The sequence below is a fragment of the Marivita sp. genome (assembly GCF_020055675.1).
GTDB lineage: Bacteria > Pseudomonadota > Alphaproteobacteria > Rhodobacterales > Rhodobacteraceae > Marivita.
The window spans coordinates 1-22,741 of record NZ_JAIPUS010000030.1 but is presented as its reverse complement, the minus strand read 5'-3'; the positions used below and the strand labels follow the sequence as shown (position 1 = coordinate 22,741).

At 62.4% G+C, this 22,741-nt stretch carries 16 protein-coding genes and 1 pseudogene; 5 read left to right on the top strand and 12 right to left on the bottom strand.

Translation table 11 applies throughout. From position 1 onward, the window contains the following. The first annotated feature begins 435 nt into the window (after positions 1-435). Positions 436-1,527: an AbrB family transcriptional regulator gene (locus tag LCF59_RS15005; RefSeq protein WP_292288430.1), complete on the top strand. Its 1,092-nt coding sequence runs from the start codon at positions 436-438 to the stop codon at positions 1,525-1,527. A 166-nt stretch (positions 1,528-1,693) separates the two neighbouring features. On the opposite strand, the gene LCF59_RS15000 is transcribed toward LCF59_RS15005, so the two are convergent. The 9 genes and pseudogenes from LCF59_RS15000 to LCF59_RS14960 all read right to left on the bottom strand — a co-directional run bounded on the left by LCF59_RS15000 (position 1,694) and on the right by LCF59_RS14960 (position 13,074). After that, a complete protein-coding gene (locus LCF59_RS15000; RefSeq protein WP_292288429.1) occupies positions 1,694-2,509 on the bottom strand; it encodes a hypothetical protein in 816 nt (271 codons plus the stop codon). Between the two features lie 62 nt (positions 2,510-2,571). Continuing rightward, positions 2,572-2,904, bottom strand: a pseudogene (locus LCF59_RS14995) (cupin domain-containing protein); the annotation flags it as partial. A gap of 78 nt (positions 2,905-2,982) precedes the next feature. Beyond that, positions 2,983-4,284 (bottom strand): hypothetical protein, encoded by a 1,302-nt coding sequence (locus tag LCF59_RS14990; RefSeq protein ID WP_292288428.1) that lies wholly within the window; start codon positions 4,282-4,284, stop codon positions 2,983-2,985. After that, on the bottom strand, positions 4,277-5,116 hold the full coding sequence (locus LCF59_RS14985) for a glycosyltransferase (RefSeq protein ID WP_292288427.1): 840 nt from the start codon (positions 5,114-5,116) through the stop codon (positions 4,277-4,279). The genes LCF59_RS14990 and LCF59_RS14985 overlap by 8 nt, the downstream gene beginning before the upstream one ends. A gap of 389 nt (positions 5,117-5,505) precedes the next feature. Beyond that, the gene (locus LCF59_RS14980; RefSeq protein ID WP_292288426.1) at positions 5,506-6,750 is read right to left on the bottom strand and encodes a glycosyltransferase; all 1,245 of its coding nucleotides are present in this window, start codon (positions 6,748-6,750) and stop codon (positions 5,506-5,508) included. Then, positions 6,750-8,252 carry a hypothetical protein gene (locus tag LCF59_RS14975; RefSeq protein WP_292288425.1) on the bottom strand — a complete coding sequence of 501 codons (1,503 nt, stop codon included), beginning with the start codon at positions 8,250-8,252 and terminating at the stop codon, positions 6,750-6,752. The genes LCF59_RS14980 and LCF59_RS14975 overlap by 1 nt, the downstream gene beginning before the upstream one ends. After that, a complete protein-coding gene (locus tag LCF59_RS14970; protein WP_292288424.1) occupies positions 8,249-9,313 on the bottom strand; it encodes a hypothetical protein in 1,065 nt (354 codons plus the stop codon). The genes LCF59_RS14975 and LCF59_RS14970 overlap by 4 nt, the downstream gene beginning before the upstream one ends. Positions 9,314-9,323: 10 nt before the next feature. Then, positions 9,324-12,452 carry a hypothetical protein gene (locus tag LCF59_RS14965; RefSeq protein ID WP_292288423.1) on the bottom strand — a complete coding sequence of 1,043 codons (3,129 nt, stop codon included), beginning with the start codon at positions 12,450-12,452 and terminating at the stop codon, positions 9,324-9,326. A gap of 19 nt (positions 12,453-12,471) precedes the next feature. Continuing rightward, on the bottom strand, positions 12,472-13,074 hold the full coding sequence (locus LCF59_RS14960; RefSeq protein ID WP_292288422.1) for a response regulator transcription factor: 603 nt from the start codon (positions 13,072-13,074) through the stop codon (positions 12,472-12,474). A gap of 321 nt (positions 13,075-13,395) precedes the next feature. On the opposite strand from LCF59_RS14960, the gene LCF59_RS14955 reads away from it, so the two are divergent. The 3 genes from LCF59_RS14955 to LCF59_RS14945 all read left to right on the top strand — a co-directional run bounded on the left by LCF59_RS14955 (position 13,396) and on the right by LCF59_RS14945 (position 17,481). After that, on the top strand, positions 13,396-13,893 hold the full coding sequence (locus LCF59_RS14955) for a molybdopterin-dependent oxidoreductase (RefSeq protein WP_292288421.1): 498 nt from the start codon (positions 13,396-13,398) through the stop codon (positions 13,891-13,893). A gap of 31 nt (positions 13,894-13,924) precedes the next feature. Then, positions 13,925-16,528, top strand: a complete 2,604-nt coding sequence (locus tag LCF59_RS14950) for an ATP-binding protein (protein WP_292288420.1) — start codon at positions 13,925-13,927, stop codon at positions 16,526-16,528. A 221-nt stretch (positions 16,529-16,749) separates the two neighbouring features. Then, the gene (locus tag LCF59_RS14945) at positions 16,750-17,481 is read left to right on the top strand and encodes a peptidoglycan-binding protein (protein ID WP_292288419.1); all 732 of its coding nucleotides are present in this window, start codon (positions 16,750-16,752) and stop codon (positions 17,479-17,481) included. A 207-nt stretch (positions 17,482-17,688) separates the two neighbouring features. Here the strand turns inward: LCF59_RS14945 and LCF59_RS14940 are convergent, their stop codons facing one another. Beyond that, complete coding sequence (locus tag LCF59_RS14940) at positions 17,689-18,888, bottom strand: hydantoinase/carbamoylase family amidase (RefSeq protein WP_292288418.1); 1,200 nt, start codon at positions 18,886-18,888, stop codon at positions 17,689-17,691. 189 nt (positions 18,889-19,077) lie between these two features. On the opposite strand from LCF59_RS14940, the gene LCF59_RS14935 reads away from it, so the two are divergent. Then, positions 19,078-19,398 carry an antibiotic biosynthesis monooxygenase gene (locus tag LCF59_RS14935; RefSeq protein ID WP_292288417.1) on the top strand — a complete coding sequence of 107 codons (321 nt, stop codon included), beginning with the start codon at positions 19,078-19,080 and terminating at the stop codon, positions 19,396-19,398. Positions 19,399-19,541: 143 nt separating this feature from the next. On the opposite strand, the gene LCF59_RS14930 is transcribed toward LCF59_RS14935, so the two are convergent. Then, complete coding sequence (locus LCF59_RS14930; protein WP_292288416.1) at positions 19,542-19,889, bottom strand: PRC-barrel domain-containing protein; 348 nt, start codon at positions 19,887-19,889, stop codon at positions 19,542-19,544. A 59-nt stretch (positions 19,890-19,948) separates the two neighbouring features. Further along, positions 19,949-22,717, bottom strand: a complete 2,769-nt coding sequence (fdhF, locus tag LCF59_RS14925; protein WP_292288415.1) for a formate dehydrogenase subunit alpha — start codon at positions 22,715-22,717, stop codon at positions 19,949-19,951. Between the last annotated feature and the right edge of the window lie 24 nt (positions 22,718-22,741).

The following is a 22,741-nucleotide window of genomic DNA, read 5'->3' as shown; positions in this document are numbered from 1 at the left end:
CGGATCAGACAGGGCTCGTATGCACTACCACCAGTTTTCAACTCGGCGCACATCCACCTGGCAAAGCCGTGCCATGCTCTCATCGACCATCGTGATTGCCACCTAGGGTTTGATGTTTGGCAAAAGTTCCCGGCGGCAACCTTGACGCCACACCACCTGGCTTGGTTTATTGGCCACATGACAAATTGCCCGCCCGCTGGCACCGCGCCCGCAGCAGACCGCATCGAGGGCTGCTCTACCCTGTCCGTGGCCGGGCATCCGCCGGTGTCGCTTGCGCCCGCCGCTAGAACCGCGCGCGAGGATGCGGCGCTGTGCGAAAACATCGAGGGTCCCGCCGGGCAACCCGATCTCTACAGGTGCGGGCGTTCGGCTGGTCTATGATGATTGACACGACGACCGGGCCTGCCGCCGATCGGACTTACCGGAGGAACCGCAGTGCGTCTTGCTAGGCCCAGTGCCGCCCAGTTGAGACACATCCTCCTGATCTACGCAGGTGCGCTCGCCTTCGGGGCCATCGGCGACCGGATCAATCTGCCCCTGCCCTGGATGATCGGGGCGATGGTGTTCGCGTCCACTGTGCGCCTCTCGAACCTGCCGGTCCAGGTTCCCTTGATGACGCGTCCGATCGGCCAGATGATCATCGCTTCTTCGGTCGGGCTGTCGTTCACGCCGGCTGCCGTTGCGGCGGTATCCACCTTGTTCCTTCCGATGATCAGCGTGGCGGTCCTTACGATCACCGCCGGTTTCGTGGTGGCGGCACTTCTCATGCGGATGGCACGGGTGGACGTTATCACGGCCACGCTTTCTTCGATCCCGATGGGGCCGGTCGAAAGTGCGAACCTCGCCAATCGACATGGTGTGTCCCCGGGTCCCGTCATATTTGCGCAGACATTGCGGATCATGATGCTTGTCGTTTTCATACCTCCGGTTCTGGTAACGCTCTCCGATGGCACCCATGATGCCACAGCCGTGCTCCAAGCGATCCCCTGGACCACCACCGGCGCGCTGATGCTGGCTGGTTTCGGCGTGATCGGCGCGCTCGCGGCCCGAACCGTCCGGCTCGGCAATCCCTTTTTCGTGGGCTCGATCGGCGGCGCAGCGCTGGCGGCAGCCCTGAGCTTTCCCGTAACCGCTTTTCCTTATCCGGTGCTGGTGATCGCTCAGGTCTTTCTCGGTGTCTGGTTGGGGGCGGTGTTCGACCGCGCGCTTCTGAAAAACGCCGCCGGATTCATCACCGGTGCCGTGGCGTCTTCTTTGTTGATGGTGGCGATCTGCGTGGGGATGGGTTTGGGCCTGTCGCGGATCACCGGCGTGTCCTGGCCGGTCATGGTGCTTTCGACCGCTCCCGGCAGCGTCACTGAAATGGCGTTGACGGCCAAGATACTTCAGGAGGGTATCGCCGTCGTGACGGCCTTTCACCTGGTGAGGATCTTCATCATCCTTCCGTCCGCGCCAATCATCATCAACATTACCGCGCGTCTCGCAACACTATGGCGGCTGGACACCCACAAGGGGCGATCACCCTGAGCCCATGACCGAACCGGTGCAACAGAACCCGGATCCGCGACAACCACGACAAGGCGCGGCGTTTCATCTTCGGCATTTTCTTGAAGCAGGCTGCACGACCCTGCCGGGCGCCGATTGCTTCAGAAAATCTCCGGGCTATCCCCTCGCTAGGAACGGCTCTTGTTCATCACCAACCCTTGTACCATCCCGCAAACAGCATCGGTCCTGTATCCAGCGTTTCGTCGACCCAGCGGTAGTCGGCCTCGAATTTCACACCGCCGAAAAGCTCGCCATAATGGATTGGCTTGCGTAGCTTGACGCCGACCGCCGGGATCGCCTTGTTATTGTAATTGTTGGCGTCACGATCCCACGACAGGTGCAGGTCGACAAAGGGCACGGCAAGCAGATCACGCTCACCTACCTGGAATTCCCACGAATACTCGCCCCCGGCGGTCAGCACGATATTTGTGTCGTCCTCCTCAAGAGAGCCGGGATAGGCCAGGGTGCCATAACTCTTGAAGATGCTTGACGTGTAGTCCAGCGGTCCGACCTTGAGGTCGGTCTCGGCGGGGAAGTGACGGTAATAATAGTAGTCCACCGCAAAGCGCCATCCCGAAAGCGTGTTGTCCGTGTCACGTTCGCTGTACCAGTCGTGACGGCCGCTGAACGTCAATTCGAGGTGCTTTCCGACCCGTGTCGAAAGCTGCAGGCCAAGACCGTGTTTGACCGAGTTGTTCCAGGGATTGGGTTCGGTATCGCGCACAAAGTTCCCAAGGTAGAAGGCCTGCACCTTGATGTCGCCCTCCTGCCAGAGGAGGATCCCCTGCTTGAGCCAGGCTTCGGCAAAGGCGTTTCCCTCGTCTTCGTCCTGATTGGTGTTCGGAAAGCGCAAGATGCCGCCGGTCGCCCCCGGCATCTTGAAGCCCGGCTGGGCTGTGGCGGAGGATGGCACGGCTGCAAGACCGGCAAGGGACAACAGGAGGGCAATAAGAAAACGCAACATGACAGGTACTCGACAGGTTTGGGGAAAGGAAGAAAGAGGCGGAGGCGCGACACTGAAAGAGGTCACGAGCGGTCGTAGACGTCTTCGTAGCGGGTGATGTCGTCTTCTCCAAGATAGGGTCCGACCTGCACCTCGATCAGGCGCATGGGCAGCTTGCCCTCGTTGGCAAGCCGGTGAACGGCACCCAAGGGCACGAAAACCGCGCCGCTCTCGCCGACAAGCTTCTTTTCGTCGCCGATTGTCACGGTCGCTGTTCCTTCCACGACGATCCAGTGCTCCATGCGATGAACATGACTTTGCAGGCTGAGGATGCCGCCAGGGTCGACGACGATCGATTTGACCTGAAAGCGCGGACCGCGCATCAGGCTGCTGAAATGGCCCCATGGCCGCGTTTCACCGACCTGTTCGTATGGGGTGCAGAGTGTCAAGTTAGCTTCTGCGTTCATGGCTATTTCCTTTCTTGAAGTTGTATTTCAGGACTGGAGAGAGATCGGGAATTTGCCGAACCGCTGCACGCAGGTGCCCAGCAACGCGGCCAGCAGGCCAAGTTGGCAGATCAGCTTGATGGTCAGCAGCTCCGCGAGAAGCAGGGGCGCCGCGCCATAGGCGGCCATCATCATCATGCCAATCTGAAGCGGCACGCACATCGCGACCAGTGCGATACCGCGATAGTCGGAGGATGCGGCAAGCGCGGTGGCAAGCAGGTAACTGGCGGTAAAGGCAATGGCAGCAACGGCAGCTTTCCACAGCAGAGGGGCCGCCGCGAGGTAGTCGGGACCGACGACAAGGCGCAACAGAGTCTCGGGTATGATCACCGCGCCAAGCACCAGCGGCAGGGAGACCGCGCAAAACAGTGCAGCAACCGGCAGGATGGCGCGGACCACCGGCTCCGACCGACTGTGCGCCCGTGCAACGACCGGCAGAAGAACCGACGCAAGCCCGAAGCTGGCAAAGAAGGCGATCCGCTGGAACAGCGACAGCGCCGCGGCATGTCCCGAGTCTTCGGCTTCGAGCCAAAGCCGCGCAAGGATCACTTCACCGTCCAGAAGGATCACCTGCGCGGCTTGCAGCAGGCCGAAGGGCAAGGCTGCGAGAGCCAGTCCTTCGGCCAAACGGCGCGCCCCCTGCGCCGAATCCGAAAAATCACTCACGTCCCGCCCGATCACGCTCCAGCCGGCAAGGATGGACAGGCCAATCGCGACGGTCACGCCCTCGATGCCGAACCCGGCCTGCCAGGCCAATGCGCCAAGGCCCAGGCGGACCACCATCTCGACCTGGGTGGACAGGACCGTGCTTTTGACCGCAACGCGCCCCAGAGCGACACCGCGTGCAAGGCAAAGTGGCGTGGCGAAGGGCAGCGCGGCGGCCAGGATCAACAACAACCCGGGATGGCTGAGGCCAAGCGCCTCCCCGACCCCGCCGACCCAGAGCGTCATCGCGATGACCGGCAAGGCGGCAAAACCGGCCAGAAGTGCGATACTGTTCAGCCTTTTGAGCGCCCCAAGATCGGGGCGGCCTTCGGCGACATGGCGTGACACCGCCATCTGCACGGCATTGAGCAGGGCAAGCACAGCCAGTTTGATCGTCAGGAGCACCGCCAGTTCGCCGAACAGCTCTGGCCCCATCCAGCGGCTGAACAGCATATTGAAGGCGAGATTGCCCGCATTGGCCAGATTGGCCGACAGGAATATTACGGTGACCGGACCGATCAGAAAAAGGGGATGCAGTCGTGCGCGCGCCGCCGCACCGGACTGGGTGAAAACTGCGTCAGACATGCGACGACACCCCGAACCGGTTCAGCGCGATGAGCCGCAGCATCTGCGTCCCGGCGCGCAGCACGGCCCGTGCCGACACTTTCGAGCCGGGAACCTCGTGCCACTCCGCAAGGGGCTGCTCGTAGAAGGCATCATGACGGTTTGCGACGCGCGCAGCGATCCGGGCGAAGAGTTCGACATCGAACAGCCAGCCGGCGGCAAAGGGCTTTTCCAGCGCCTGGCGCAATTGAGATGTGTTGCGCAAAAGCTTGGCGCCGCACTGGGTGTCGCCCACCGGCATGCCCAGCGCGAGCCGCGCCATCAGGTTGCAGATCAGCGAAACCATCCGGCGCGAGGCATCGCGGCGGATGCGGTGCCCGAGGATGGACCGGCGCGATCCGAAGATCACCGCGACATCGTCAAAGCGCTCGCCCAGACGCAGCATATCGCCAATGGCGTGCAGAGGCGTGGCAAGATCGGCGTCCCAGAAACCGACAAAGGCCGCCCCGCGGGAGCTTGCCGCCAACAGTCCCTGGCGCACCGCTTCGGCTTTGCCGCTGTTGCTGTCCATCATGAGAACGCTGACACGGTCGGGAGCCTGTGAAGCGAGGCTCTCCAGCAAGAAGTGCGTACCATCGGTACTGCCATCGTCGACCATCAGGAAATCAACCCCGGGCAAATTCGGCAAGGCCGACAGAAACGCCTTTACGTCAAGGCGGGCGGCCTCGTTGTAGCAAGGCACGACGATGACGGCACGGCTGGGCGCAACAGGCTCGGTGGGTGCAGTCGCAGAGGGCTGCACGGCAGTCGAAAGCTGCGTGGCAAATTCCCGGTAACGGCTCAGATCGGTCATTTCTCATCTTCCCTTGGCAGAGGTTTTTTGCGTCAACGTCCAACGGCGTGTCTTACACCGATGTCTGAAGTTGGAATGCGCGCTAAACCGGCTCAAATCCACCGACCGGACGGACAGCGGGTCGCTCTTCGGGATGGTCCTCGGACCGTTTGGACACGCTCCATCTCAGGTTTGAAAACCACCTATGCGAAAGGGTAGATGAGCTGTCTCGTTCAGCCGGCAGACCGGCAAATCCGGCACCCGGACCGAACCGTCTTCCGCGCGGCCCAAGACGCAAAAACGGCGCCCGATCGCCGGGGATTCCCCCTTTGAATGAGCGCCGTTTCCCAGACGATCGTCCGGTCTTTGATGCGGTGCGTTGCCGGGCGTGATGGCCTGCGGGAGGCGCGCTACGCGACCTTGCCTGCTTGCCCGCCCCGGTGTCCCGGCAGAGTGATGTCAGACAGCTTTGCGCCCTCCACCAGCGCGCGCAGCCGATCCACATGCCATCCGACAACATCCGAGATCGGCAGGTCCTCGGCCGCGTCGCGATTGGCACGGGCCAGCGCTTCGGCAGTGGCAGGATTGGCCAGCGGTCGGGCCATTGCCTCGGCCATGCCCTCGACGCTGCCCGGCGCATAATGGTAGCCGCCAAGCCCTTCATCTTCGCAGACATCGACGAAATCGCCGATCCGGGGAAAGACGGGGACCGCGCCATAGCTGGCCGTCTGGTGCAGAACACCGGAACTGCCCGTGGTCGTCTCGTAGTCGAAGACCGAAAGCCGCGCGGATTCGAAAAAGCCGGGCACATCTTCTTCTGCGACATAGCCCGCGAAGACGACACCCGGATCATCCGCCCGCGCGGACTTGAGATCGTCCATGTAGCCCGGGGTGGCAGGGTGATCCGACCCGCCGATCACCAGCTCGTAATCGGCAAAACCGGGATCGCTGCGCAGACGGTCAAACGCCGCGAGCAGCGTCTCGAGCCGCTTGTAGGTGCCAAACTTGCCCATGGTCACGATGCGTCGCGGCCGGGTTTCAAGATCGACCCAGGCGCGCTGGTCTGTATCGAAGGTGCCATGCGGGACCAGCGCCGTTCGGGCACGCGGATAAGCTGCTGCAAGGTGGGTGGCGTAGCTCTGCAGCGTTACCGTGACATAGGACGCGCGGCACAGCGCACCTGTCACGACGCGCGCGCCCATGCGCACCACGGCCTGTCGCAGCCGCTTGCCGCGCAGCGTGGTGTTCTCGAGATCGACGCCCGCCACGAGATTATGGGCAATCACGCCGCTCGGCAGGCCCATCGCACGCGACAACATCGGAGCGAACAGGCCCAGAGCGGCAGACAGCTCGCGGTCGCCAAAGCTGGCCATCTGCAGATTGTAGATCACCCCGTCGGGCCGCACGCGGCGCAACGCCCCAAGCAAGGTCGCCACCGTGCCGACCCGGTTGAAGCGCCAGACCCGCTCGACACGGATCTTGGCCGGCAGGCTGGCTTCGGGCTTCGGATCGTCAAGGATGTCGGCGATGATGACCACCTCGGCCACATCCGGCCGTTCGGCCAACGCGTGGGCAAGGTGCCATCCGTATTCATTAAGGCTCTGACGTCCCGGCGGGAAGGCCGAGACGAGGGCCAGTTTCAGCATGCGTGCCATCACTTTTCTCCGTTCAGAATTTTATCGAAAGTGGTGCGCAGGATTGCGGCCAGGGGGCGCGGCTTGCCCGTCTCGTCGTAGATCCCGTATCGGGCCTGGAGTCCCCTGACCCAGAGGGAAGATCCGACCGCGCGGCTGTCGGGGTCGGGAAAATCATGCAGCGTCCACAGAAGGACGCCATCCGCATCGGTCAATCCGTCCAGCCGTGTTGCAAGATCCCGCGCCTGTGCCGCATCCGAGGACGGAAAATCCTGCGTCAACGACCAGGCCGATGCGCCGATCTCGGTCACCAGAACCGGTTTGTCACCTGCCGCAGCGCGCACCGCCGCGAGCCTGTCGGCAGTGCCTTCAAGGGGCGCATAATCGTGATAGCTGACCACTTCGAGGTGCGGCACCAGAAGGTCGGCTGCTTCGGCCGAGGCCCATCCCACCGTCAGGGGGATGCCCGGCGCACCGCGCCTGATCTCGGCAGCCATCGTGCGCAACCAGGCAAGCACATTGGCCTTTCCATGGGTTTCGAAATCAAGATCGGGCTCGTTCTTGATGTCGATGACCGTTACCGCCGGCGAGGCGGCAAGCACCGGCAGCACAGCATCGAGCTTCACGAGATCTGCGTCCCATGTGGCGATATCGTAATTGCCCTTCATGTCGAAAAGCGTCGGCATGACCTGAAGCCCGAGGGCCTCTGCCTGACGAAGGAAATCACCAAGATTGGCCAAGTTGCGCTCAAGGTCGGATCCGGGCGCAAAATCGTCGACAGGCAGGAACATCCGCACTGCGTTGCCGCCCAGATCGACAACAAGACGCAGGTCTTCCGCGATGATCGTCGCATCATAGCCCGGCCAGAACAGGGACCAGGGCGTTTGAGCCGGATAGTAGTTCACGCCCACGAATTTTCCTTCGAGGGCCACGGGCGCGTCGGGCGGGTCGACAGGGGCACTGGCAAGCCGCTCATGCCCGATCACGTGCCACCCCGTCGACCGCCGCAGGAGGGTGGTGCGGAACGTATCCTGCGCAAGATCATAGTGATCTGGTGCATAGCGCACCGTGAGCGTCTCTGACCCAAGCTGGACAAGCGATCCGTCCAGATGATGGAATTCCGGTCTCAGCGTCTGGCGCAGCATCGCCATCCGCGTTTCATCGGCATGGGCCGTGGCCGCCGCATGCTGCGCGCGTTCCAGCGCCACGCCGCCGAACCAATCGGCAAGGATGGCTGTCTCGCCGGTCTTTTGTGCAACCCCGAAGGCAGACCAGGCCTCGCCAATGCGGGCGCCAAGGATAACCTCGTCGTTTTTGGTGATCGGTCGCGCAAGCACGCGCTGCGGAGGTTCCCAATCATGGGTCCATTCGGTATCGGCGACCGGGTCGAGCACGTCGTCGAGATAACGATAGAGTGTCTCGCGTTCGGCGGCGGCATCAAAGGCGCGCGCCGTTGCCATCAGCGCACCCACGAATACCAACACGACCCCCAGACCCAAGCCAAGTGTCTTCCAGCCCATCATGGTTGCACCTTCCCATCCCGAGACGGCGCACCAGAAAGCTCGGTCTCGAACGCGCCCAGCGGGCTTTCGACGCGTACCGCGATTGTTTGTCCCGCAGGCCAGGGCAACAAGGCCTCGGCCATGCCGTCGCGCACCCAAGTGTCATGAACCCGCGCAGCGGTCCCGTCCCGTGACACCGACAAGCGCACCGCGACGCCATCGCCCATCAAATGTCCCGCCGCCGTGCGGAATGGTCCGACGAGCAGGCGTATCGCGCCGATATCGGGCATTGGTTCCTGGCGCAGCAAAGGCGGTCCATCCGGCCGCAGCGGCAGGCTTTCAACCGCGCGATGTTCACTGGGGACACCTCCGAGAAAGGCCTGCGCATCCAGCCCGCCCGTCATGTCACGCACGATGAACTGTGCCAATCCTGCGCCTCCCGTCGCCTCCCCGGTCAGACGGGCGCCTTGTCCGCGACTGTCGGTCAGCCACACGCTAAGTCCGATGCCGTCTTCGGCCGGATTGCCATATCGGTCCACAAGGTCAGGCAGCCGGATGTCCGCCAGTGTTTCCGGCAGGACAGGGTCCTGCGGGGCGATCCACGGCTGGATGCTGCCCAGGTCGGCGGTCACGCGATAGGTGGCTCGCAGGCTTTGGACCTTGTCGGTCTCTGCCCCGGCGACGTAGGTCCCGGCGACAGTCGAGGGGCGATGCAGCACATCGGCAATACCACCTGCGGTGTCGCGCGTAACCCGGTCACCCTGCCCCGTCGCAATGCGGATGGGCGTGCCGTCTGCCACCAGGTTTCCATCGGCGTCAAAGCCAAGAACGACAAGATGCACCCGGTCCTTGCCGGCCACGGCGCTTTTCGGCCCGGCAATGAAATGCAGGCGCTCCAAGGCGCCGGGCGCCTGCAGGAACGTGTTTGCGCCATTGCGAAGCCCGGACCATCGGTCGCGCGCAGCGTCGGTTCCAGACCGGTAAAGCCCGAAGGCGTCCGCCTGCCAGGCGCTATCAGCAGCAACTGGCGCGGCCCCGAGAAGCCCACCAAGGAAAATGCACCGAAACACATTGAGCGGCATGTTGGTCTCCTCAATCCAGCGGGGCATAGGTCATGGTCGAAACATGCAGGCGCGCAGATAAACATCCGCCAAGGCCAGAAAGCGGCCAGGTTGCCGTGGCGGCACCCGGTGGATCGAGATCGGCGTACTGGCTTCCGCCATTCGCAATGATCGTCTCGGGCGGGATCGCCGCCACGATCTCGATCTGATCGCACTCCGGCACGGCCACTTGAAACGGCTCGCTCTGCCCCGGGTACAGGTTGCCGCGCAGAAACCCGGTTTCGGCCCAGACCGGCCGGCCATCCATGTCATAAAGCAGAACCTGCACCGACGAGATGGTCGAGGTTTCGATTCCGGTGTTGCTGGCAAGACCCTCAAGAACAAGCCCTTGGGCTGTTTTTTCGAAATCGAGCCCCGTAAGGGCGATGCCGCGATAATGCCCATCCGTGCGCACCACAGTGCGCACGTCGATTGCGGCCCCATCGGGGCGCGTGTCGAATTCCGGCGGAATGAACGAGGTCGGATCAAACCCGCCCTGCGCCTCTGCATCCTCAAGCGACAGGACATTTTCGAACGTCACGCGGAACCCGGCGCTTTCGGCCGGGCGCAAACGATGCGCGGCAATCGTTCCTGCCGCTTGGCGGGACTGGCTCACACCATTGGCCAGTGCATCGGCATGAAGCGTGACATGGGCGGGATCCGCGTCGGCATTCGTGACCTGCCCGACAACCGAAAGCAGACCGTCCAGACGTACCAGGTTGGCGCCGTTGACGACGATGCGCGGCCTGTCCAGCTGATCGCGGTGCAGGTCGCTATCCGGCAGCGGCTGACGTCGCCCCATCGTCGTCCAGGCGACCTGAGGCGCACGTAACAGCCGTTCGGGCGTTTGCCACGGCCTCAGGTCTTCGGGGATGACGAACCATTGGCCCTCCCGCTGCACCAGCCGGACCTCGCGTCTTTCCGGCACCAGTTCCAATGCGGTCAGCCAATCAAGTTCGACCACCGCGTCCGCCAGATCACCCTGCACGTCAAGCGTGATGATCCTGAGACCGTCGAGCTTGCCATAAGAAGCGATCAGCCCACCGCGCCAGCGCCAGGCAAAAAGCGAGTCCTCGAGATTGGCGCGCGTGACGGGGTCGAGCATACCATGCGCATCCTCGAACCGCCGGAAGTCGAGATGGCCGAAATACCGGGCGATGACGCTCTCGGGAGACAAAGGTTTGCGCATCTCGATCACGGTGCGCGCGCTGATGGCCGCCACCGCACAGACGGCCAGTGCGAGCAGCCCAACAACCAGCACACGCACCCGCGCAGGATCGGGATAGCTGTCGGCCATCGCCATGGGCGGCACATCCGCCGGACGCGCGCTGCGCACGCTTGCCACAGCTGCGGCAAGCAGAATGACCAGCCCGACAGTCAGCGCAACAGGCGGCAGGATGCCCCACATCATCTGCTGTGCAACGGAAAACGACCGCCGAGGCTGGTGGCGCGGCAGCGGCGGCATGTCGGGCCGTTCCCAGACCACCACGCCGTTCTGCAGACGGTTCAGCGGAGACCATCCCGAAAACCACAAGAGCGGATCGTAGAAAGCGTCATTGGCAAAGACATATTTCAGATTGTACCGCTCGGCGTTGACCAGAAACTGACGGAGCGATCCAAGACCGGGAACACCCAGGTATTTCGCGTTCTCGAGCCGCTCGACCGAGTAGCGCGTGAGATCCGGCAGACGCCGCGCGGAATGATAGTTGCCATCAACCGACAGCGCCGTGGTCTGGGCCGAGAGATACGCGAATTGGTCGCCGAACCCGAGCGTCAGGTAGCGCCAGCGGTAATGCTGGTCGGAGTCGAGAAACTGGACGATGGGCGCGGGATCAATGAAGTCAGGCTGTGTCGGCCGGAACGATGGCAGAATGGCCGCCAGCATCGACATGGCAACAAAGCCCAGAAACAGGCTTGCCACAATGCCGCGATGCAGCAAGGCACCAAGCGCCTCGCGCAGGATACGCCGCGACCGGCCATGCAGCAGGCTGTCCAGCATCAGTCCGAGAAAGGGCAGGATGAGGATGGTTGCCCAAAAGGTGAACCTGTCGAGGGTGAGAATATCGAACGCCCCGCCCAGAATCGCGCGCGGCACCGGAGTCGTGCCGCCCGTGCCCAGCACGAAGCAGAAAAATACCGCCCCACCAAGCGGCCAGAGCCGGGTGGTCAAGGTCTTGAAGAGCACATACGGCAAGAACAGCAGCGCAAGGCCCCAGGGCAGCACGAAGAAGACAAATCCAAGGTCCGGACGCTCGATAAAGCTTTCTCGCGATCCATGCGGGATCGATACCTGAGTGATTGGATCGCTGACCGACCAGGCCCAGTAGGGAAACACGGTCAACACCATTGCGCCCACCATCAACACACCCAGAACCAGGCCGCGCCCGACAGGTTGCAACCAGATCGACAGGCGCCGCCACCACGGGCGTCCAGTCGTTTTGCAGGACCGCAGGTAAATGACCCAGGCATGCAGCGCGAGCGGAAAGACGAACAATACGCCGCCGAAAATCGTCGTGACATGATGCGCGGCGGTGGTGGCGGCGGCCAAGGCCGTTGCCGCGAAAAGATTGCCGTAGCCACCCCGCGCGATCCAGCGAAAAACCCAGGGCAAACCATTCAGGAACAGCCCGAGCGAACAGATCGTCGGCAGTTGGCCGAACAGGTGGACTGTCTCGGAAACCGACGACGCCAGCACCAGCATCAGCGCGGCATAGCCCGAGGCACGGTCCCCGACCCACAGCCGCGAAAAGCGGTAGACCCCGACAGTCAGCAGAACGAGCCCACCAAGCTGAACGACGATGAACGCCGCGCGCAACGGCATGATGTTCATCAGCGCCGCCTGGGCCATATGCGTGCCGGGCGGATAGGATGTCGTTGCAAAACCCGTGTACCAGCGCGGTTCCCACACGTCGAACCAGCTGCGATTATAGCTGTCCGCAAAGAACATGTGGATGAAGGCGTCGTAGGTGTTGCCATGCGTGTAGGGCAGCAGCGCACCGTGATAGAGTACGGCAAGCATCAATGCCATCGACAGCAGGCGCAGCCCCTCCTGGACCGGTTCCTGCGTCAGCGCCGGCACGAACAGACGGACCCCCGACCATGTCGGAATGGACGGCTCCATCTGTGCTCCGGAAGGCCGCTCAGGCCAGTCCACGGTCTCTGGCGATCATGGCCGCGTGGGTCCGGTTGCGCGCACCCAGCTTCCGGCTCAATGTCTTGACATGCAGCTTGACCGTGACCTCCTGAAGGTCGCAGTCGCGGGCGATTTCCTTGTTCGACTTCGCCTCGCAGATGCCGCGCAGCACGGCGCGTTCGCGCGGCGAAAGAGACACCCCGTCGCACTCGTCCGCCTGGTTCATGAAGTCGAAAGGCGCGAAGATCTCGCCGGCCGCCATGAACCGGGCCGCCGTCAGCAAGGACCGGGCTCCAAGCGTCTTGGGAATGAAGCCCTGCGCCCCGGCCTTCAGCGCGGTATCGGCGACGTCTCGGCTTGCCGTGCCGGACAGGATCGCGACGGGCTGGCCCGCATTTACCGTTTTCATCCGGGCCAGACCTTCGAGTCCACGCATCCCCGGCATGTGGTAGTCGAGCAGAACAAGGTCGAAACTTCCGCTTTCCTCTGTCGCGGTAATCGCTTCGTCAAGCGTCGCCACGCAACGGACTTCGTCGATATCCTCCCCGATCAGGAAGGCCGCGATGGTCTCTCGGACCAGATCGTGATCGTCAGCCACAAGGATGCGCATTACGTTGACCTCAATTCAATCTTTACAAGCTGCCTTTTGCGCCGCCTTACGGGACATCAGGCAGGTCGAGCCGTTCGGCGGGATTGTGCAGCCTCACTATTGGTCAATGGTGGCAATCTTTGGACAAAGTTAAGAAATTTCCTTCAGACGCGCATTGTCGCAAGAGATGTGCCACTTGTCCCATTTGATAATTAAACTATCCAAAAGTATAGGTGTACTATACCGCAGAACCAGCGACAGAATGGACGTTTCGTGCAACGGTGCAACCTCTGAGTGTGTTAACGAGAAAAGGTAAATAAAATGACGGGCTTGCATAACGCAGTGACCGGTGCACTCCTCACGATGTCAATCTTGTGGGGTGTCGCGGCCACGGCCAATCCGCTGGCAGCACCCGAAGGACCCGTGCTGTTGCGCATAAGCGGCGACATCACCCACAGCAATGTCGGGGCCGAGGCGCATTTCGATCGGGAGATGCTCGAAGAGTTTGACAAAACGTCGATCACGACGACGACGATCTGGACAGAGGGCGTGCAGACCTTTACCGGCGTCGCGCTCGTCGATCTGGTCGAGGCTGTGGGCGCCGGTGGCGGTGATCTGACGGCCACCGCGCTCAATGATTACGCCGTCGAGGTCCCTCGGGCCGATGCCTCGGATGATCACGCCCTGCTCGCCTTTGAACGAAACGGCAAACCCATGTCGATCCGCGAGAAAGGGCCACTCTGGATTGTCTATCCCTATGATTCTGATCCGAAGTTCCAGTCGGAAGTGTACTATTCTCGAAGCATCTGGCAACTTGACCGCCTTGAGGTAACGCGTTGACGCCAACCCCGACAGGAGGAAGAATCGACGCGTGAAACAGAGCGGGCCGCGGTTGATGATCAAGGACAAGGCCGGGCTGCGGAGACTCATCGTCTTCGTGGCCTTGGTGATTTTGGCAACCCTGCTTTATTTTGTTTCCGATGTGCGCGAACAGTTGCGGTCGCTGGCCACGGCCAATTCGGACAATGTCCAGTGGACATTGTCGCAGGCCGAAGTCGAGGCGAAGGCGCTGGAAACCGAAGCCGCGCGCCAGCACTTTGCCGAAAATCCCGATCTTGACGCAGTGCGGTTGCGCTTTGACATCTTCTACAGCCGATACGCGACGCTGCGCGACAGTCCGATCTACGCAGAGCTTCGCGAAGACGAGCGCGTTGCCGCGGCTCTAGTCGATCTTGGCGGTTTCTTTCAAGAAACCATCCCGATCATCGACGGCGGCGACAGCGCGCTGCGTGCCCAGCTCGACGAGCTTGCCCGGGAGGCGCGCGCGGCGCAGGGGTTGCTCCGCGAAACCGCCATCGCCGGGATCGAGATCTTCTCGCGGCTCAGCGACGAGCGGCGCGCCTCGGTCTCGCGCACGCTGCTCGATATCGCACTGCTCGCCCTGGCCCTGTTGGTTCTCCTGCTGGCAATGATCGTGCTGCTCGTGCGCATGGTCCAGCGGATCGAGGCTTCGGCAAACGACCTGCGCCAGATGAGCGACCGGATGAAAACCATCGTCTCGACATCGCTCGATGCGATCGTGGTCACCGATATGGATGGCCGCATCATCGAATACAACGAAGCCGCGGAACGCACTTTCGGCTATTCGCGCGGCACGGTGATCGGGGCCGACATGGGTCCACTCATGGTTCCCGAACACATGCAGAAGATGCATCGCAATGGCATGCAACGGTACCGTGAAGGTGGAGAAGCGTCGGTGATCGGCAAGGGCATCGTTCAGCTTGAGGCGCGCAACAGCAAAGGAGAGATTTTCCCGGTCGACCTCGCGCTGGCCGCGGCCAAGGGTCCGGAAGGCGACATCATCGTCGGTTTCATCCGCGACATTTCGGATCGTGTTAAGGCCGAGAACACCCTGCGCGACGCGCGGGATCGCGCCGTGGCCGGCGAAAAGTCCAAGGCGGACCTGCTGGCCGTGATGAGCCACGAGATGCGCACGCCGCTCAACGGCATCCTCGGCACACTGGACCTGTTCGACCCGGCGACGCTTGACGCCCCCCACAGGCGCTATCTGCGCATCATCCGAAATTCCGGAAAAACGCTTCTGGCCCATGTCAATGACGTGCTGGAAATCTCGCGGCTGGACGTCGGCAAGATGTCGATGAAACAAAGCCGGTTCGATCTCGTGCTGCTGCTCGAAGAGATCGTCGAGGGCCAGGCCGGCCAGGCGCTGGATGGGGCCAACCAGCTCCGGCTGACCCCGCCAAGCCCAGCCCTGCACGAGGTCTTCGGCGATCGGAACCGGATCCGGCAAATCCTGCTGAACCTCGTCGGCAACGCGCTCAAGTTCACACGCAACGGGGTCGTCACCGTCGAAGCCGACTGCAATGAGGGACTCGATGCGGTCGAAATCCGCGTGACCGACACCGGCATCGGTATCGCCGAAGCGGATGTCGAACGGATCTTCGATGATTTCGTCACCGTCGACGCATCCTACGGGCGCGCAACCGGCGGCACCGGGTTGGGACTGGCCATCTCGCAACGCCTGGCAAAGTTGATGAATGGCGAGCTTGGAGCAGAGAGCGAACCCGGCGAAGGCAGCGTGTTCTGGCTCCGCCTGCCGCTCTCTCTGCCCGCAGAATCCGCCGATGCGCCAAAAGATCTGGCAGCTGCGGACACGCCGCCCGATCAGGAGGAAACCAGGCTGGCTCCCATGGAAATCCTCGTTGTGGAGGACAATCCGACGAACCGCATTGTTGCCCGCGAGATGCTGGAACGCGACGGGCATCGCGTGTTCGAAGCCCATGATGGGCATGAGGGTGTTTTGGCAGCGCAGACGCGTGCCTTCGATGCGATCCTGATGGACATTTCGATGCCCGGCATGGACGGCATCGAAGCGACTCGGCAGATCCGTGCGCGGGGCGGTGCTGCAGCTGATGTGCCGATCATCGCCACCACCGCTCATGCCATGCCCGAAGAAATCGCCGCGTTTCAGGCCGCAGGCATATGTGACGTGATGATCAAGCCGCTCAGCTTTGCAAGCCTCAGGCAGACCCTCTCAACCACTCTGGCGCGGGATGCGTCGCCAGGGGCCGTCCCCGGCGCACAGGAGGATGACTCACCGCTTCTGGATGCCGAGGTGCTTGAGCAGCTGGTCGAAATGGTGCCGGAAGACATGCTGCGCAATATCTACCATGACCTCGTCACCGAGATGAATAGCTTCATCGCTGCTCTGACCACCCTTTCGGAAGACACCGACCGCAGTTCCCTTGCCAGCGAGGCGCATCGCATGGCTGGTTCTGCGGCTGTGTTCGGCGCGCAGGACCTCAACGCTTGCTTGCGCAATCTGCAAGACACAGTCCCCGATGCCTCCGATGCGACCCTGGCGGAACTCGCACAAGAGCTTCACCTATCCTGGAGCCGCACCAAAACCGCGCTGCGTGACAGCCCGGCCGCCTTTCTCGAAAGCTCGGATTGACGCGCGCCCCCGTGGCCTGATCCAGGCACCCGGACACCCGCACGCGCGCATCCCGATAGCGGCGCAGCGCACGGCGCGATGACGCTGTGGTGCAGCATTGCCCGGCTTTCTGTTTTTTCTTGATCGCATGGGAATTCGTGGCGACATTTCTCCCATTACCCAAGGTCATCTGACCCCGCCCATGATTTTTTCACAAGACGATTTCCCGGAAGGAAAGTACCATGACCGGACCTCTTTATCGACAGGGTTCCCGTGATCCCGCAGTGCGGGATATCCAAGCAAGGCTGAACAAACTCTTGAACCCGGTGCCGCGACTCGTGGTTGACGGAATATTCGGCGCCAAAACCGCGGCAGCGGTCCAAAAGTTTCAAGCCGCCAATCCGCCGCTTTCGGTGGACGGGATTGTCGGCCCGAAGACAAAGTCCAAACTGTTCCCCGCCGGTGGCCCGAAAAATATTTCGTTTCCCATACAACTCATTGCGCAACCCACCAAAACACAATGCTGGGCGGCCTCGACGGCGATGATGGTCAAAAGCACGGTCGCCGCCGTGGTCAAGAAGACGCCCAAGAGCATGATAGGATCCGGCGGCGGCCTCCTCAATTACTCCAGCACGCATCAGGGTGTGGTCGAGGGCACGAAATACGGTGCCATTCACGGTTTGACGTGTCATGCGCCGATGTCGTGGAGCCCCGAATTGATCCGGGACACCTTGGCACGCAGCCCTTTGATGTTCGACATGCTTTGGAAAGCCGATCAATATGTGGAAGGCAAGGGATCGCCTGGCCATATGGTCGTGATCTCGGGGTGTTCGGGTGAAGGTGCCAACCTGGTGTTGACCGTCCTTGACCCCTGGCCGCCGAATGTCGGCAAAACCCAAAAGGTCAACTACGGCGCCTGGATGCAAGCGGTCACAACCCGCACCTATCGCGTGTTCGAATGGCGTGGCTTCTGACGCCGGCACGGGACGGCACGACGCATCAGTCAATCCGCGCCCAGAGACAGGCGGCGATGACATCGGCAGCATCATGCCGCGCTTGCGCCGAACGACCACTTATCCCGGCGGCTCGGATGTCCGGCCCCCCCTCTGCGCAAAGACCCCGCGACTGATCAAGACGATCAACGGCGCGGGGCATATCTTCCTGAGCAAGGTCAGCTTGGGCTAACCCAGTTGGCCCACCGCCCCCGCCAGGACGCGCAATCCCGTCACCAGGTCGGCCTCGTCCGTATCCTCGCCAAAAGCATGGCTGATCCCGTTGATCGACGGCACGAAGAGCATCGCAACCGGCATCATCTTGGACACGTTCGTCGCATCGTGAAGCGCGCCCGACGGCATCTTGCGCCAACGTCCAGACACCTCGGCTTCGGCAGAGTGTGCCAGCGCGTCATGCAGCCGAGCGTCCATATCCACCGGCTCGAGCCCAAGCATCGGGCCGAAGCTCAGATCGAACCCGCCGGAGTGCGCAACGTCTTCCGCCGTCTGGCGGATGATCGTTTCCATCCGGCCCAGGCGGTCCGCATCTCCGTCACGCCACTGCATCGAGAACGTCACCCGCCCGGGCACAATCGACGATGCATTGGGATGCAGCGTGACATGCCCGATGGTCCAGACCGTGCTCGGCGTGACCACGTTCTGAAACCGCTCCGCGATCAGCGTGTTGAACCGCGACAGCGCCTGGAACGCATCGCGCCGGCCTTGCATCGGCGTCGTGCCCGCGTGGTTCTGCTCACCTTCCAGCGTGATCTTCATGTCGCGGATGCCGACAATCGCCTCGACCACGCCAATTGCATCGCTCTCCCGGTCAAGCACCGGACCCTGCTCGATATGCATCTCCAGAAAGCCGGAAAATTGAGCGGGGTCGACAAACGCATCTTCGCGATGGGGCATCAGGGCACGCGCATCGGCAAAGGTCACACCATCGCGGTCGGTCAACCCGTCCGCCTTGTCCAGCGGCAGGTTGCCAGACCAAACCGCGCTGCCCGTGGTCACGCCGAACCGGCCTTCCTCGTCCTGAAATGACACGACCGATACAGGCGGCCCTCCCGCCTCGACCGACGCGCGGGCAACTTCCAGCGCCGCGATCACGCCCAGCGCGCCGTCCAGCCATCCGCCTTCGGGCTGGCTGTCCGAATGCGATCCCAAAAGCAAGGATGGCCCCTCGGCCAATCCGAAAACCGATCCCACGGGATCGACATGCACACGCAACCCCGCGTCGCGCATCTTGCCCGCCAACCAGTCCCGCGCTGCGATATCCGCCTCGGAATACGCCGGGCGCACCACACCCTTGCCCACACCGGACGCTCCGAACTGGCGCAATTCATGCAGGTCTGCCAGGAATCGTTCCGAATTGATCTGCGCCATGTCGCGCGTCCTTTCTGTTGCGATAGGATGTCTATACCTGCCAAACAGGCCGGAGAGTAGGGGGCGGACTGGACATTCTTCGCGCCGCACCGGCCAACGGCCACCGGGCTGATCCAGCGCGCGCGCGCCTTTTCCCTGCTGGTCAACGCAGATAAATTACCCCGGACACACACATACAGGAAGACCGCCATGTATCTCGCAATGAACCGCTTTACCGTTCCCGTCGCCAACGCCGCAGAGTTCGAAGAGCTTTGGCTCAACCGGGAAAGCCATTTGCAGAACATGGAGGGGTTCGTGTCGTTTCACATGCTCAAGGGTCCCGAGGACGAGGGCCGCGTGCTTTATGCATCGCACACCGTTTGGCAAACCGAGGCACATTTCCGCGCCTGGACCACGAGCGAGGCATTCCGCGCCTCGCACGCCCGCGCCGGGGAAAGCCGCCCACTCTATGAAGGCACGCCGCAGTTCGAAGGATTTCAGTCGATCCAGTCCATCGACGCATCAGCCTGAACCAAACGTGCAGCCCCGCGACCGATGGGGTTTGTGATCACCGATACGCTCGGGCGCCGGACACGACAAGACCCGGGAGACCGCGCAAAGCAGCGGCCCGCCGTCCCAGGACTTCCGGCAGAGGGGACACTCCCCCTGCGGGTTCATTCGTCGAATGGCGCCAGCGCTTCGAGCTGCTCTAGCGTCATCTTGCTGACATAAGCGGTGCCATCCCAGGCCAGGGCGTCAAGCGGTACACTCACATCCGAATCGCCCAACCCGAGAAAACCACCGACTTCGAGCAGGAACCCGGCCGGTACGCCCGTATTGTCGACAAGAATCTCTTCAATCTCGCCAATCTTGTCACCATCAGCGGTCACGACGTCCATGTCCTCGACCGATTGCAGGAAGGTGGCATCACGGCTGTCTACCGTGCCGCCGCCCTCTTCTCCGGTCTGGGCAAGGACGGGCCCGGCAAGGCCAAGAACTGCGGCTAGGATCAATCGGGTCATGCTGTGTCTCCTGGATCTTGTCCTTGGGAAACACGCTGCGCCACGCTCCGGTTCCCGGCTTACTCGGCCGCCACCGCGCTGTCCTCCGCCTTTTCGACCCGGACAGCCGAGAACTTGAACTCCGGGATCTTGCCATAGGGGTCCAAAGCCGAATTGGTCAGGATATTCGCCGCCGCCTCGACATAGGCGAAGGGCAGGAACACCATGTCCGGGGCCACCGCCCGATCCATCCGGGCCATGACAACAACCGACCCGCGCTTCGTGGTCAGCCGGACATGCCCGCCCGGGTCCACCCCGAGCTTGCGCAGGGTGCTGGGGTGCAGCGAACAATTCGCCTCCGGCTCCACCGCATCAAGAACAGACGACCGCCGCGTCATCGACCCGGTATGCCAATGCTCCAACTGCCGCCCCGTGGTCAGGATCATCGGGTACTCGGCGTCGGGCACGTCATCCGGCGCGATCACCGACGCAGGCGTGAACCGCGCCCGCCCCTCCGGCCGGGGAAAGCCATCGCCGAACACGATCGCCTGACCGGGATCCTCTGGCGACAGCGACGGGTAGGTGACCGCATTCTGCGCCTGCAACCGCTCCCAGGTGATGTTGTCCAGGCTCGCCATGTTCAGCTTCATCTCCGCGAACACATCCGCCGGGCTGTCATACTGCCAGTCCATGCCACAGCGCCGCGCCAGTTCCGTTGTAATCGCCCAATCCTCGCGCGCCTCGCCCGGCGGCGTGACCGCAGCGCGGCCCAGCTGCACCTGACGGTTGGTATTGGTGACCGTGCCGGACTTCTCGGCAAAGGCGCTCGCAGGCAGGATCACATCGGCATAATTCGCGGTTTCGGTCAGGAAGATATCCTGCACCACCAAATGGTCGAGTTTCGCCAGCGCATCGCGCGCATGCTCGACATCCGGATCGGACATGGCCGGGTTTTCGCCAAGGATATACATCGCCTTGATGTCACCATCATGCACCGCATCCATGATCTCGGTTACGGTCAGCCCCTTCTGGTCCGAGAAATCCTCCGATCCCCAGACCTCGGCAAAGGCAGACCGCACGCCGTCATCCATCACCGACTGGTAATCCGGCAGGAACATCGGCACCAGCCCGGCATCGGAGGCGCCTTGCACGTTGTTCTGCCCGCGCAGCGGGTGTAGCCCGGTACCGGGCCGTCCCACATGGCCCGTCATCAGCGCCAAGGAGATCAGGCAGCGCGCATTGTCGGTGCCGTGGATGTGCTGGGAAATGCCCATGCCCCAAAAAATCATCCCCGCCTGCGCGGTTGCGAAATCGCGGGCGACGACGCGCAGCGTCCCGGCATCGATGCCGCAGATATCGGCCATCGTCTCGGGCGAAAAATCCGCCAGATGCGCCTTCTCGGCCTCCCAGTTCTCGGTATAGGCCTCGATGTATTGGCGGTCGTAAAGCTCTTCCTCGACAATCACATGGCAAATCGCGTTGAGCAGAGACACATCCGCGCCGGGGCGGAATTGCAGCATATGCGTCGCGTGACGGCTGAGCGCCTGGCCCCGCGGATCCATCACGATGAGCTTTCCACCCCGCTTGGCGAATTGCTTGAAGTAGGTCGCGGCGACGGGGTGGTTCTCGATCGGGTTCGCGCCGATCACGATCGCCACGTCGGCGTTCTCAATCTCGTTGAACGTCGCCGTCACGGCCCCCGATCCGACATTCTCCAGAAGCGCCGCCACCGAAGACGCGTGACACAGCCGCGTGCAGTGATCGACATTGTTGTGACCAAAGCCCTGCCGGATAAATTTCTGGAACAGATACGCCTCTTCATTGGTGCACTTGGCCGAGCCGAAACCAGACACCTCGCGCCCCCGTCCTTTCAGGCCGTTCGCGGCCACGTCCAGGGCTTCGTCCCAGGACGCCTCGCGGAACACCTCCTTCCAGTTGTCCGGATCAACGTTCAGCCCCTTGGCGGGCGCATCGGCGCGCCGGATCAGTGGCCTGGTCAGACGGTGATCGTGGTGGATGTAATCGAACCCGAACCGCCCCTTGACGCAGAGCCGGCCTTCGTTGGCCGGGCCGTTGATCCCTTCGACATAGACAACCTTGTTATCCTTGACCTTGAGCGAAACTTGGCAGCCGACGCCGCAGAACGGGCAGACGCTTTCGACCTCGCTGTCGTAATCCTTGCTGTCGCCCACCTGCTGGTCGTCCAGCACGGTCGCGGACATCAGCGCGCCTGTCGGGCAGGCCTGCACACATTCGCCGCAGGCCACGCAGGTCGAGTCGCCCATCGGATCGTCGAAATCGAAAACCGGATAGGCGTTGTGACCACGTCCCGCCATACCGATCACGTCATTGACCTGAACTTCGCGGCAAGCCCGCACGCACAGACCACACTGGATACAGGCATCCAAGTTCACGCTCATCGCGACATGGCTGTCGTCCAGAAGCGGGATGTGCCCGTCTTCAAGCTTGGGGAAGCGGCTTGATGTGACACCCTGCATCGCGGCCATGTCCCACATGTGGCTGGACTTGTCGTGCGCCTGCGATTGCTCGGGTTGGTCGGCAATAAGCATTTCCATGACCATCTTCCGCGCGCTTTCGGCGCGCGCCGAATTGCTCGTCACGACCATCCCTTCGGATGGTTCGCGGATGCAGGACGCGATCAGCGTACGTTCACCCTCGACCTCCACCATGCAGGCCCGGCAATTGCCATCGGGGCGATAGCCGGGGGCAGGCTTGTGACATAGATGCGGAATGACAAGGCCACGGCCATTGGCCACTTCCCAGATGGTCATTCCCTTCCGGGCCTCGACCTCTTTCCCGTCGAGGGTGAATCGGATTGTGTCAGACATGGCGCGCCTCCTGTTGGGGGGTAT

Coding starts and splice junctions, on each gene's coding strand:
- LCF59_RS14990 (WP_292288428.1), bottom strand. CDS start 4,284: ATGTCTGACGCAGTTTTCACCCAGTCCGGTGCGGCGGCGCGCGCACGA.
- LCF59_RS14975 (WP_292288425.1), bottom strand. CDS start 8,252: ATGATGGGCTGGAAGACACTTGGCTTGGGTCTGGGGGTCGTGTTGGTA.
- LCF59_RS14960 (WP_292288422.1), bottom strand. CDS start 13,074: ATGCGCATCCTTGTGGCTGACGATCACGATCTGGTCCGAGAGACCATC.
- LCF59_RS14965 (WP_292288423.1), bottom strand. CDS start 12,452: ATGGAGCCGTCCATTCCGACATGGTCGGGGGTCCGTCTGTTCGTGCCG.
- LCF59_RS14940 (WP_292288418.1), bottom strand. CDS start 18,888: ATGGCGCAGATCAATTCGGAACGATTCCTGGCAGACCTGCATGAATTG.
- LCF59_RS14980 (WP_292288426.1), bottom strand. CDS start 6,750: ATGGCACGCATGCTGAAACTGGCCCTCGTCTCGGCCTTCCCGCCGGGA.
- LCF59_RS14945 (WP_292288419.1), top strand. CDS start 16,750: ATGACCGGACCTCTTTATCGACAGGGTTCCCGTGATCCCGCAGTGCGG.
- LCF59_RS14985 (WP_292288427.1), bottom strand. CDS start 5,116: ATGACCGATCTGAGCCGTTACCGGGAATTTGCCACGCAGCTTTCGACT.
- LCF59_RS15000 (WP_292288429.1), bottom strand. CDS start 2,509: ATGTTGCGTTTTCTTATTGCCCTCCTGTTGTCCCTTGCCGGTCTTGCA.
- LCF59_RS14930 (WP_292288416.1), bottom strand. CDS start 19,889: ATGACCCGATTGATCCTAGCCGCAGTTCTTGGCCTTGCCGGGCCCGTC.
- fdhF (WP_292288415.1), bottom strand. CDS start 22,717: ATGTCTGACACAATCCGATTCACCCTCGACGGGAAAGAGGTCGAGGCC.
- LCF59_RS14935 (WP_292288417.1), top strand. CDS start 19,078: ATGTATCTCGCAATGAACCGCTTTACCGTTCCCGTCGCCAACGCCGCA.
- LCF59_RS14970 (WP_292288424.1), bottom strand. CDS start 9,313: ATGCCGCTCAATGTGTTTCGGTGCATTTTCCTTGGTGGGCTTCTCGGG.